General features: G+C 59.7%; 10 protein-coding genes. 8 read left to right on the forward strand and 2 right to left on the reverse strand.

The genetic code is table 11. The features are described 5' to 3' along the window. Positions 1-712: 712 nt before the first annotated feature. From ygeW to BN4575_RS13280, 7 genes are all read left to right on the forward strand, one after another. Positions 713-1,900, forward strand: a complete 1,188-nt coding sequence (gene ygeW / locus BN4575_RS13250; protein ID WP_068978506.1) for a knotted carbamoyltransferase YgeW — start codon at positions 713-715, stop codon at positions 1,898-1,900. Positions 1,901-2,037: 137 nt separating this feature from the next. Beyond that, positions 2,038-3,237, forward strand: coding sequence for a diaminopropionate ammonia-lyase (dpaL, locus tag BN4575_RS13255; protein ID WP_042021775.1), 1,200 nt, complete (start codon positions 2,038-2,040; stop codon positions 3,235-3,237). Between the two features lie 140 nt (positions 3,238-3,377). Beyond that, positions 3,378-4,595 (forward strand): YgeY family selenium metabolism-linked hydrolase, encoded by a 1,218-nt coding sequence (locus BN4575_RS13260; protein WP_068978507.1) that lies wholly within the window; start codon positions 3,378-3,380, stop codon positions 4,593-4,595. Positions 4,596-4,714: 119 nt separating this feature from the next. Beyond that, entirely contained in the window at positions 4,715-6,166 is a 1,452-nt protein-coding gene (gene hydA, locus BN4575_RS13265) for a dihydropyrimidinase (protein WP_068978508.1), read from the forward strand. A 107-nt stretch (positions 6,167-6,273) separates the two neighbouring features. Next, positions 6,274-7,206 carry a carbamate kinase gene (gene arcC, locus BN4575_RS13270; protein ID WP_068978509.1) on the forward strand — a complete coding sequence of 311 codons (933 nt, stop codon included), beginning with the start codon at positions 6,274-6,276 and terminating at the stop codon, positions 7,204-7,206. A 226-nt stretch (positions 7,207-7,432) separates the two neighbouring features. After that, positions 7,433-8,356: a DMT family transporter gene (locus BN4575_RS13275; RefSeq protein WP_068978510.1), complete on the forward strand. Its 924-nt coding sequence runs from the start codon at positions 7,433-7,435 to the stop codon at positions 8,354-8,356. Positions 8,357-8,516: 160 nt separating this feature from the next. Then, positions 8,517-9,602 (forward strand): calcium/sodium antiporter, encoded by a 1,086-nt coding sequence (locus tag BN4575_RS13280; RefSeq protein WP_068978511.1) that lies wholly within the window; start codon positions 8,517-8,519, stop codon positions 9,600-9,602. 108 nt (positions 9,603-9,710) lie between these two features. Here the strand turns inward: BN4575_RS13280 and yqeB are convergent, their stop codons facing one another. Together yqeB and yqeC are read right to left on the reverse strand one after the other, a co-directional pair. Continuing rightward, the gene (gene yqeB, locus BN4575_RS13285) at positions 9,711-11,303 is read right to left on the reverse strand and encodes a selenium-dependent molybdenum cofactor biosynthesis protein YqeB (protein ID WP_068978512.1); all 1,593 of its coding nucleotides are present in this window, start codon (positions 11,301-11,303) and stop codon (positions 9,711-9,713) included. 27 nt (positions 11,304-11,330) lie between these two features. Continuing rightward, entirely contained in the window at positions 11,331-12,179 is an 849-nt protein-coding gene (yqeC, locus tag BN4575_RS13290) for a selenium cofactor biosynthesis protein YqeC (RefSeq protein WP_068978513.1), read from the reverse strand. Position 12,180: 1 nt separating this feature from the next. Here yqeC and mocA point away from each other — a divergent pair, with 1 nt between their 5' ends. Then, positions 12,181-12,828 carry a molybdenum cofactor cytidylyltransferase gene (gene mocA / locus BN4575_RS13295; protein ID WP_083221046.1) on the forward strand — a complete coding sequence of 216 codons (648 nt, stop codon included), beginning with the start codon at positions 12,181-12,183 and terminating at the stop codon, positions 12,826-12,828. Positions 12,829-12,866 lie beyond the last annotated feature (38 nt).

Here is a 12,866-nt window from a genome sequence, read left to right on the forward strand (position 1 = left end):
TGATGGCGTATGTGAGCGCGATAAACAAACTGAACACCCTTGGTCTGCCTGTAAGAAAGCCCCGAGTGTAGCGGTCACCTGGGGCTGGGGACGTTGTGACCTGATGGCTGATTTAGGAAACAACGCCTGGTTTCAATCAACCTGGTAGCCTGGTGTAGCTGCGGGCCTATGGCAGTGAACAACCGCTGCAACCCCCAGGCAAACACGGGGAACTGCGCTATTGCGTCATGCCTCGCCCCAACGTGATGAGTGCAGTTGCTGAAGATGAAAGGTTGCGGCAGGACGGCGTTGCCCTTGGGGCTGTCTCCCGAGGCCCGGGATATATAGCGCAGATATCCACGCACTCTGTTGAATTATCATAATGATAATGGCCAGCCAGATTATATCATTTCAACCCCTGTAGAACGGGCTGAATGATAATTCTCACCCCCATCGGGCGAGACAATTTATTTATGATTATCTGGGGGGTAATGCGTTGGTCAGATGTATCTGGCGTTTCATGGAATAAATCACTGAAATAGCTGCTGTTTTTGTGGGTGGCATCACATACTTTCGCCATTTATTAATATCTGCCTGCATTTTATTAGCTTGGCATGGTTATTGATTGCCTTACATCGACGCTAACCGATGAGCTCACCCACAACCGGGATGCTGGTGACATCGTGAGTGAAAGGGGAGCTATCCATATCTCATCCAATGATTGGGGCGAACGATGAAAGCAGTTAACGAATTAATCAAAGAGATCAGAGCACTCAAGTCCAACCTGCATGAAAAAGATTTTCTGCTGACCTGGGAGCAAACCCCTCAGGAGCTGGAGCTGGTATTGAAACTGGCCGAATCCCTCAAGACCCTGCGCGCCGAAAATATCTGCACCAAACTGTTTAATAGCGGGCTCGGTATCTCGGTTTTCCGCGATAACTCCACCCGAACCCGCTTCTCTTACGCCTCCGCCCTGAACCTGCTCGGTCTGGCCCAGCAGGATTTGGATGAGGGCAAATCCCAGATCGCCCACGGCGAGACTGTCCGTGAAACTGCCAACATGATCTCGTTTTGCGCCGATGCCATCGGGATCCGTGACGACATGTTCCTCGGTGCCGGTAACGCCTATATGCGTGAGGTGGGTGCGGCTCTGGATGAAGGGTTCGAGAAGGGGGTGCTGCCCCAGCGTCCGGCACTGGTCAACCTGCAGTGCGACATAGATCACCCGACCCAGTCGATGGCTGATCTTGCCTGGTTGCAGGAGCACTTCGGCAGCCTGGAGAGCCTCAAGGGCAAGAAGATTGCCATGACCTGGGCCTACTCCCCGAGCTACGGCAAGCCGCTCTCTGTGCCGCAGGGCATCATAGGTCTGATGACCCGTTTCGGCATGGATGTGACCCTGGCCCACCCGGAAGGGTATGACCTGATCCCGGACGTGATCGAAGTGGCCAAAGAGAATGCCAAGGCCTCCGGCGGCAGCTTTCGTCAGGTCACCTCCATGGAAGAGGCGTTCAAGGACGCCGATATCGTCTATCCCAAGTCCTGGGCCCCCTACAAGGTGATGGAGCAGCGCACCGAGCTGCTGCGTGCCAATGACCACGCTGGCCTCAAGGAGCTGGAGAAACATTGTCTAGAGCAGAACGCCAAGCACAAGGATTGGCACTGCACCGAGGAGATGATGAAGCTCACCAAGAGGGGCGAGGCGCTCTATATGCACTGCCTGCCCGCCGATATTTCCGGTGTCTCCTGCAAAGAGGGTGAAGTGACCGAAGGGGTATTCGAAAAATATCGTATCGCCACTTACAAAGAGGCGAGCTGGAAGCCCTATATTATCGCCGCCATGATCATGGCCCGTAAATTCTCCGCTCCGGCCGAAACCCTGGAAAATCTGATTAAAGAGGCGCAAAAGCGGGTTAAATAAATAACAGCAGGGCAGGGTGAATATTCATCCTGCCTAGACTGTATAACCCATTATTTCGAGTTTTCTCCCCGTGGCATCTGAATAACGGATCTCCCGGCGAGGCAGCTCTTTGTCAGGTAACGCCTAGTGAGGTAAGCATGTCCCAATTTTCTTTGAAGATGGATATTGCCGATAACCGCTTTTTTACCGCCGAGCCATCACCGCTGTTTTCCCGTGTTGAAGCACAAAAGGCTCGTGCCTTTCATAAAAAACTGGCCGGTTATGAGCCGACTCCCCTGTGCGACCTTATCGATCTGGCCGCCTATATCGGGGTGAAAAATATATTGGTCAAGGATGAGTCAAAGCGCTTTGGCCTCAATGCCTTCAAGATGCTGGGTGGCGTTTATGCCATCGCCAACCTGCTCTGTGAAAAATATGGGGTGGCTATCGAGGATTTCTCCTTTGATCTCATCAAACGCACAATCAAGGAGCCGATGACCTTCGCCACCACCACAGATGGCAACCATGGTCGCGGCGTTGCCTGGGCTGCCAAGCAGGTGGGTCAGCATGCGGTGGTCTACATGCCCAAGGGCTCCGCCCAGGAGCGGGTGGATCACATCCTCAACCTCGGTGCCGAGTGCATTGTCACCGACATGAACTATGACGACACCGTGCGCCTGACCATGAAGATGGCCGAAGAGCGCGGTTGGCACATAGTGCAGGACACCGCCTGGGAGGGCTACACCAAGATCCCGACCTGGATCATGCAGGGTTACTCCACCCTGGCCGACGAAGCGGTCGAGCAGATGCAGGATATGGGCATCAAGCAGCCCACTCACGTGCTGCTGCAGGCCGGGGTAGGGGCGCTGGCGGGCGGGGTGCTCGGTTATCTGGTTGACTGCTTCGGGGCAAAAAACCTGCACAGCATAGTGGTCGAGCCGGATCAGGCCGACTGCATCTACCGCTCCGGCGTGGCGGGGGAGATGGTCAACGTGGGGGGCGATATGCGCACCATCATGGCCGGTCTCGCCTGTGGCGAACCCAACCCCCTCGGCTGGCCACTGCTCAGAAGCTGCACCACCCAGTTCATCTCCTGTGACGACAAGGTGTCGGCGCTGGGCATGCGGGTGCTGGGCAACCCCCTTGGCAATGACCCCCGCATTATCTCCGGCGAATCCGGCTCGGTCGGCACCGGTGTGTTGGCGGCAGTACGTCACCATCCGGATCGCGCGGCGCTGATGGTGCGTCTCGGGCTGGATAGCAACTCGGTGGTGCTGATCATCAACACCGAAGGGGATACCGATGTGACCCACTACCGGGAAGTGGTGTGGGAAGGCAAGCATCCAGCCTGCGAGTAATTCCGGCTGCGAGTCACTCCCTGCAAGAGCAGAGACACGAATTAAAGAACAGATCGCGCCTCGCCAACGGGGCGCGGTAACGGGCACAGGGCGCTGCCGACGAACAGGCCGCGCACTCTCAGTTGTTATGGAGAATCACAATGAGCAAGCAAATTCCGTTTGAAATGGTGTTGGAGAAGGCCTACCAGTACAAGGCCGAGATGAGTCAGTTCCTGCGCGACATGATCGCTATCCCGAGCGAAAGCTGCGATGAAGAGCGGGTGGTACTGCGCATCAAGCAGGAGATGGAGAAGGTTGGTTTCGACAAGGTCGAGATCGACCCCATGGGCAACGTGCTGGGCTATATCGGCCACGGCCCGCACCTGATCGCCATGGATGCCCACATCGATACCGTCGGCGTCGGCAACCGCGCCAACTGGACCTTCGACCCCTATGAGGGGATGGAAGATCACGAGATCATCGGCGGCCGTGGCGCCTCCGATCAGGAAGGGGGCATGGCCTCCATGGTCTATGCGGGCAAGATCATCAAGGATTTGGGGCTGGAAGATAAATACACCCTGCTGGTGACCGGTACCGTGCAGGAGGAGGATTGCGATGGTCTGTGCTGGCAGTACATCATCGAGCAGAGCAAGATCCGCCCCGAGTTCGTGGTCAGTACCGAACCGACCGACTGCCAGATCTACCGTGGCCAGCGTGGCCGCATGGAGATCCGCGTCGAGGTGCAGGGTGTCAGTTGCCACGGCTCCGCGCCGGAGCGCGGTGACAACGCCATCTTCAAGATGGGTCCGATCCTCGGTGAGCTGCAGGAGCTGAGCCACAACCTTGGCAATGATGACTTCCTCGGCAAGGGCACCCTGACCGTCTCCGAGATCTTCTTCACTTCACCAAGCCGCTGCGCCGTGGCGGACAGCTGCGCCGTCTCCATCGACCGCCGTCTCACCTGGGGCGAGAGCTGGCAAGGTGCGCTGGACGAGATCCGCGCCCTGCCTGCGGTACAAGCCGCCGGTGCCGAAGTCTCCATGTACCAGTACGACCGTCCGGCCTACACCGGCCTGGTCTACCCGACCGAGTGCTACTTCCCGACCTGGAAGGTGGAAGAGGATCACATCACAGTCCGGACTCTCTCCAAGGCTTACACCCAGCTGTTCCGCAAAGAGCCGGTGGTGGACAAGTGGACCTTCTCGACCAACGGGGTCTCCATCATGGGTCGCCACGGTATTCCGGTCATCGGTTTTGGCCCGGGTAAAGAGCCGGAAGCCCATGCGCCGAACGAGAAGACCTGGAAAGAGCATCTGGTCAAGTGCGCCGCCATGTACGCAGTGATCCCCATGCTCTATCTGGCCGAGCTGGACAAGTAAGGGGGCTGCCGGGGGGTGACCGCTATCGCCGCCCGGCTGTTGCAAGTGTGGCAAGTGCCCCGTCTGTGTTGAGGCGGGGCCTTGGTGTTTGAAGCTATGGAAGGTTCGAGGTGGTGGGGATGAAACGGCTGATAAAAAACGGTGTGCTGGTCGATCCACAAGGGGAATATCGTCAGGATCTGCTGATCGATAACGGGGTGATCCGCGCCCGTGCTGCCGATATCCAGCCCGATGGCGAGACCGAGGTGATCGATGCCAGCGGCTGCTATGTGATGCCGGGCGGCATCGATGTCCACACCCACTTCAACATCGATGTGGGCATCGCCCGCAGTTGCGATGATTTTTTCAGCGGTACCCGTGCCGCCGCTTGTGGTGGTACGACTTCCATCATCGACCACATGGGATTTGGCCCGGCGGGATGCAATCTGCATCACCAGCTGGCCCGTTATCACGACTACGCCGCCGATCAGGCGGTGATCGACTACAGCTTTCATGGCGTGATCCAGCATGTGGATGACGCCATCCTCCACGAAATGGCCGCCATGGTGCAGGAGGAGGGGATCAGCAGCTTCAAGCTCTATCTCACCTACCAGTACAAGTTGGGGGACCATGACGTGCTGCGCGCGCTGGCTCGCCTCAAAGAGGTGGGGGCGCTCGCCACCGTCCATCCCGAGAACGATGCCGCCATCGCGGCGCGCCGTGCGGCCCTGTTGGCCGCGGGCCACCATGAGCCCTGGTATCACCCGCAAAGCCGTCCGCTGGAGTGCGAGGCGGAGGCAATCGCCCGGATGATCAATCTGGCGGGGCTGGCGGGCAATGCGCCGCTCTATATCGTCCACCTCTCCAACGGACTGGGGCTGGAGTACCTCAAGCTGGCTCGCCGTCAGGGTCAGCCGGTCTGGGTCGAGACCTGCCCGCAATATCTGCTGCTCGATGACAGCTGTTACTACCGCGAAGACGGGGTCGACTTCCTGTTGAGCCCGCCGCTGCGCGGGCGCAGCGAGCAGGACAAGCTGTGGGTCGGCGTCGCTGCTGGCGACATCGATACAGTGGCGACCGATCACTGCAACTTTTCCCACGCCCAGCGCATGACCCTCTCGGGCGGCGATTTCAGCCGCTGCCCCAACGGCTTGCCCGGGGTCGAGAACCGGATGCTGCTGCTGTTTGCCCACGGGGTGCTCGGCGGGCGCATCTCGCCGTCGCGCTTCGTGGCGCTCACCAGCGTCAATTCGGCACGCCTGTTTGGCCTCTGGCCGCGCAAGGGCAACTTGCAACCGGGCGCCGACGCCGATCTGGTGCTGATGGATCCCCGTGGCGAGACGCTTATCCGCCATGCCGCGCTGCACGACAACGGTGATTACAGTCCCTACGAGGGGATGCGCTGTCCTGGTCAGATCAGAATGACCCTCAGTCGCGGCGAGATCGTGGCCCGCGACGGCGAATTTACCGGACAACGGGGTCATGGCCGCTTTCTGGCGCGGGCACCGTTTGATCCGCAGCTGGTTGATCCGCTGCTGGGCAAAGCGGTCAGTGCGCCATCCCCTTGCGCCACGCAGTTGGCAACCGGCTAGGGCGGGGCCGTTTTTTCCCGCTGCAAGAACGGTATAAACAGCACAGCGATAGACAGAACAACCGAGCCGGTATGGCGCCGGTTTGTCCCATTATTGGAGATAACAAGATGAAACAGCGTATCGTACTGGCCCTGGGGGGCAACGCTCTGGGCAACAACCTGCCCGAGCAGATGAAGGCGGTGCAGAGTACAGCGGGCACTATCGCCGACCTGATCGCCCAGGGGCACGAAGTGGTGGTCACCCACGGCAACGGCCCGCAGGTGGGGATGATCCAGCAGGCATTCGAGGTGGCGGCCCGCTATGAGCTGAAATCCCCCCATCTGCCGATGTCGGTCTGTGTGGCCCTGAGTCAGGGTTATATCGGTTATGACCTGCAAAACGCCCTGCGCGAAGCCCTGCTGGAGCGTGGCATCCACAAGCCGGTCGCTACTCTGGTGACGCAAGTGGAGGTAGATAAAAACGATCCCGCCTTCCTCGATCCCAGCAAACCCATCGGCGGTTTCTTCAGCAAGGAGGAGGCTGAGGCGCTGATGGCGCAGGGTGAGCACCTCAAGGAGGACGCCGGTCGCGGCTATCGCCGGGTGGTGGCATCCCCCAAACCCATTAACATCATCGAAAAAGAGACAGTCACTGCCATGCTGGCCGCCGGTCAGGTGGTGATCACCGTCGGTGGGGGCGGTATTCCGGTGCTGCGGGAGGGCAACCACCTGCGCGGTGCCAGTGCGGTGATCGATAAGGATTGGGCCAGTGCCAAACTGGCGGAACTGATCGACGCCGACATGCTGATCATCCTCACTGCGGTGGAGAAAGTCGCCATCAACTTCGGCAAGCCCGATGTGCAGTGGCTCGATACCCTGAGCGTGGCTGATGCCAACAGCTTTATTGCCCAGGGGCAGTTTGCCAAGGGATCCATGTTGCCCAAGGTGGAGGCGGCGCTCTCGTTCGCCACCTCCCTGCCGGGACGCAAATCCCTGATCACCTTGCTGGAGAAAGCCGCCGAGGGGATCGCGGGCAAGACCGGCACCCTGATCAGCCAGTAACAGGCGTCTCTACGGTTGATATATGCGCAGGGGGCCTTGGCCCCCTGCTGTTTTTGGCACGAGCGCTGCCGTGGCTGAGCTCGATTTGCCCACGGGCAATTTGTCCGTAGGCTATTTGCCCGTAGATCGTGGGCAGCACGGCAGCACAGGGGTAAGATGGCCACCCCGATAAGGGATTGACCAACCAGCAGAAAAAGACGAAAGGCAGAGCAATGCGTGGTACGAAATGAGTGGAAAGATCAATATGGCGGCGCTGGTGGGGTTAATCCTGCTCACCGCCATCTGGAGTTACAGCTGGATCGTGATGAAGCAGGTGATGCTCTATGCGGGGGCCTTCGAGTTCACCGCCCTGCGCTGCCTGTGTGGTTCCCTGGTGTTATTGCTGGTGCAGGCCCTGCGCGGGCGCCGTTATCTCAAACCCACCCCGTTTCGCTATACCCTCGCCATCGCCCTGTTCCAGACCTGTGGCATGGTGGGGTTAGCCCAGTGGGCCCTGATCAGCGGCGGGGCGGGCAAGGTGGCCATTTTGAGTTACACCATGCCGTTCTGGGTAGTGATCTTCGCGGCGCTCTTTTTGGGGGAGCGGTTGCGCAAGTTGCACTATCTGGCAGTCGGGGTGGCGGCCTGCGGCCTGCTGTTGGTGATCCAGCCCTGGCTACTGCACCTTGAATCCCTCAAGAGCGCGCTGCTGGGGATTGCCTCCGGCATCTGCTGGGGGATCAGCGCCATCATCGCCAAGCGGATGTATGCCCGCCACCCCGGAGTGGATCTGATGTCCCTCACCACCTGGCAGATGATCTACGCCACTATCGTGATGACGCTGGTCGCGGCGCTGGTGCCAGAGCGGCCCATCGACTGGCAGCCCTATGTGATGGGGGCGCTGGCCTATAGCGCCATCTTCGCCACCGCCATTGCCTGGAGTCTCTGGCTGTTTGTGCTGAAAAAACTGCCGGCAGGGGTAGCCAGCCTCAGCACCCTGGCGGTGCCGGTGACTGGCGTGCTGCTCTCCTGGTGGCTGCTTGGGGAAAATCCGGGGCCGGTAGAGGGGAGCGGCATCGCCCTTATCGTGCTGGCGCTGTTGGTGATCAGCCGCAAGGGCAAGCGCTCCGTGGTGTCGGTCGCAGGGGAGACCCGTATCAAGCACGGTTGAGTGGCGACAGGCTGGCCAGTGGCACGATAAATGGCACTCAAAAGAGCCCGCGACAGGGGGCCAGCCTCTCGTTACAATGGCGCTACATAGCTGCGTTGGAACGCAGGTATATGATTCAATGTAATTATTTCAACGAACTTAACGGCAAGGATGAAACCGTATGATGACGCTGATGTGGTTGGCCATAGGCCTTGTGTGTCTGGTGGTGGGGGCTGAATATCTGGTGCGGGGCGCATCGCGCCTCGCCACCATGATGGGTATCTCCCCGCTGGTGGTGGGATTGACCATAGTCGCTTTTGGGACCAGTGCCCCTGAACTGGCGGTGAGCATTCAGTCTGGCCTTGAGGGACAGGCGGGTATCGCGGTGGGTAACGTGGTCGGCAGCAATATCTTCAACGTGCTGTTTATTCTCGGCGTCTCGGCCTTGATCGTGCCGTTGGTAGTTTCGCAGCAGCTGGTGCGTTTCGATGTGCCGTTGATGATCGCCATTTCAGTGCTGGTGCTGCTGTTTGGTTGGGATGGCCGGATCTCTTTCTTCGAAGGTGCCTTGCTGTTTGCCGGTATCGTTGCTTACACCGTCTTTCTGTTTGTGCAGAGCCGCCGTGAAACCAAGGCAGTGCAGGCCGAGTATGAGCAGGAGTTTGGCCAAAAAGAGCCGGTGACCCCGGCAAGCTTGCCCCGTAACCTGTGTTTTATCGTGGCAGGATTGGGACTGTTGATCCTGGGTTCCCGGCTGCTGGTCGGCAGCGCGGTAGAGATTGCCCACTACTTCGGGGTGAGCGATCTGGTGATTGGCCTGACCATAGTGGCAGCCGGTACCTCGTTGCCGGAAGTGGTGACCTCCATCGTCGCCGCCCTGCGCGGGGAGCGGGATATCGCTGTGGGCAACGTGGTAGGCAGCAACATTTTCAATATTCTCTGCGTACTGGGGCTCACCTCCATGGTGACGCCGGGGGGACTTGAGGTGTCGGCCACCGCCCTGCAGTTCGATATTCCGGTGATGATTGCGGTGGCGATCGCCTGCCTGCCCATCTTCTTTACCGGTTACACCATCGCCCGCTGGGAAGGGGCGCTGTTTCTGGCCTTTTACATCGGCTACACCACCTGGCTGATCCTGCACGCCACGTCCAGTCCGCTGCAAAGCCAGTTCAGTGCGGCGCTGATCGGCTTTGTGCTACCCCTGACGGCGATTACCCTGGCGGTGCTGGCGCTTCGTGCCTGGCACCTGCAGCGAACCCAGCCGTGACGCAGGTTTCCCTGAGGTAAAGGGAGCGGCATCAACCGACAGGCCGAAAAAAGCCCCACCATCACGGTGGGGCTTTTGCTTGGCGCTGAGAGTGTACGCGCAGTGTCCTTATCTACGTTTGGCCAGATGCATCATGGCTTCCAATACGGCGCCGCCGATAGCGCGGGCCTTGTCAGAGACGGTGGTGGCATCGGCGCGCTCGCCTCTGGGGTCGATATCGCCAATCTTGAAGCCGACTGGCACCTCGATGCCATCGCTGAGCTGCCCCCGCACCATGCCGGAGAGCGGCGCGATAATGGGGGTATCCCCCACGTGGGCAATCACATCCCCCTCCTGCACCAGATCCCCCAGTTTGATAATGCTCTTCATCACCCCGGGGGCGGGGGCGCGCACCACCCGGCGGGCGGAGTGCCCCTCGATCACCCCAGGAATGCCGGTATTGGGCTGGGCGGGGCCCTGATAGATGACCCGACCCAGATGATGGCCGCGGTTGGTTTCGATCACCGCATCGCAGTCGCGTCCCGCCTCAAAGCCCGGGCCAAGGGCCACAGTGATGGGGGCCATCTCCTTGTGGGTGCCAAGGTTCTGCTTGGCCAGGATGGCATCCACCAGATAGCGGGGCTTGAGCTCGGTGAGGGTGGTGCAGTCGGGGTCAACCAGTAGCGGGATAATGCCCCGATCCAGCTGCTCGAACGCCTGTTCGACGCTCTCGACCCGCTTGGCACGCACCCCCTCGACGCTGGTTTCGCCGTCAAACATCCCCTGGGCGAAGGCGACGGTGCGGCGGATCACCGTGGGTTTGTCGAGATCCAGCATCACCACTTTGAAACCCGCATTGTGCAGGCGCAGCGCGACGCCGGTAGCGATATCGCCGGAGCCGCGCATCACCACCAGCTGATCCCGCTTGAGGCGTACATCGTCCTGCATCAGCCCACCCGATTTGCCGTTTTTCACCTGCAGCAGCTCGGCGAGAATGCTGATGGCGATCTCCTCGGGGGTTTCGGCCCCTATGTTGTAGCCGATGGGGGCGTGCAGCCGCTGCAATTGCTCCTGACTCACCCCTTGCTGGTGCAGGGCCTGGGTGAAGGTCTGCACCTTGCGCTTGCTGGCGAGCAGCCCCAGATAGGCGAGGGGACGGCTGATCAGCCGATCCAGCGCCTCCTTGTCCTGATGGTTGGTGGCGATGATGACGAAGTTGGCAGGGTCGATGGCCAGCGCCTCGATCACCGCGCTGATGCTGTCGGCCTGCTTGAGATGGGTGCCAGCGGGGAAGTGATCGGGGTTGAGGCTCCCTTCAAAACAGTCGCCCACATGGATATCAAAACCCAGCGGCGCGGCGGCATGGGCCAATGCCCGGTTGACGTGACCGGCGCCGATCAGCACCAGACGGGGGCGCAGGCCGTAGACATCGATATAGACCGACATGGCGCCGCCGCAATCCGACCCCACCGCATGCTCACCGTTGCGGGCCATCCGGCCGTGGAAGATGCGCGGCTTGCGCTCAACAATGGCCGCCACCGCCTCTTCGATCACCAGCCGTTCAATCATGCCGCCGCCGATGGTGCCGAGGATCTGGCCATCGGCCATCACCAGCATCTGGGCCTGATGGCGGGGAGTGGAGCCGCGGCTCTCGATGATCTGGGCAATGGCGAATGGAGTGTTCTCCTGTTCCAGTCGAGCTGCGTGTGAAAAAAGATTCATAAGGTACCTCTTCTTATCCTTAAACCATCATGGGCGAGGCGGCTGTGCCTCATCCTGAGCGAAGTAGCCGAGTGCGTGGCGAATGGGTTGTGGCTCGCGTACTGCCCCCTGCCAGATGGCGTGGAGCTCGGGGTGCCGGGCCAGCAGGTTTATCAATGGCAGCTGCCATGACGCCTCATTTTGATAATCGCCATTGATAAACCAGATCCGGCGTGCCCTGGCCGGGGTGCCCTTGAACATCCCTTGAGGGTGGCAGAGCAGCTGGTGAAACAGCATCCAGTCGAGGGGGTCACCGGCCTCTATCCCGCACAGGGCCTGGAACTCGGCCCAGCGGTGGATCTGCTGCGGGTCCGCCTTGGCCCCCACCATGGCGCCGCCCGTCAGGGCGATCACCCAATCACTGCTCTGGGGAATGCAAGGTTCGTGCAAAGCGGGCACTTTCAATAACTTGTGATTGGCGCCATCCGCTTCGACCAGGATGAGATCGAAGCGCTGCTGCCCCTTGATGAGATCAACCTGCTGGGGCGTGGGGCCCGCCACCTTGCCGCTGGCCTGATCGATATGGCTGAACAGGGCGACCAGGGTCGGTTCATCGGGCAGTTGTTGGCAGCGGGTCAGCTGGCGGACGGGATCCGTTTCCAGGATCAATTTCCGATAGTGTGACGGGGCAGGCAGAAACATCCGGGTGGTGGTGGTAATTAGCACCCTTTTACCCTGTTTATAAAAATATTCCGCCAGCCAAAACAGGGTGCTGGTTTTTCCACCGGCCCCACAGAGGCTAATTAAGGTGGTATGGCTATCAATATTTTTGGTGAGCGGGTTTAATAGCAGTTCTATATCTGGAAATGCGACAGCAACAGCGTGTGGTAGCGACATGATGACGACCAAAATAAATATCGAAGGGAGTGGAAAACAACGTTGCCAGCAACAAGTGCAGTGTGACTGTATAATAACGGCGGCGGGTTTATCTTCCCGAATGGGTACCTGGAAAATGATGCTACCTTATTGCCAGGGGACAATGCTTGATGCAAGTCTCAAAAATGCCCTGGCCTTTTGTCAGCGGGTTATTCTGGTGGTGGGCCATCGTGGCGAGGAGCTTGAAGCGCGCTACGGAGCACGGCCGGATATTGTTGTCGTCCACAACCCCGACTATCAGCAGGGGCTGGGCAGTTCGATCCGCTGCGCCCTGGCGGCCAGTGACGCAGATTACCTCTTTATCAGCCACGGGGATCTCCCCTGTATCCCGCGCGATATCTATCAACAGCTATGGTTGGAACGGGGCCGGGAGGCGCTCTTTCCCACTTGGCAGGGGGAGGCGGGCCATCCGGTGTTGCTGCCAAAATCCCTTGCCCGCGAGCTGGCCGCCGCCCCGATGCAGCCGTCGGTACGGCGCTGGTTGCAAGGGCATTCCCACCGTCTGGTACCGGTCGACAGCCCCGCCATCCTGTTTGATGTGGATACCCCGGAGCGTTATCAGGCGCTGCTGGGCGGTGCGCTGGAAAATGAGCGTGAGCGCGCGAAATAACCCCGTTTTAAAAAGATAACGGGGAGATAAATGGCGTA

Source organism: Aeromonas sp. EERV15 (assembly GCF_900079845.1).
Classification (GTDB): Bacteria; Pseudomonadota; Gammaproteobacteria; order Enterobacterales; family Aeromonadaceae; genus Aeromonas; species Aeromonas sobria.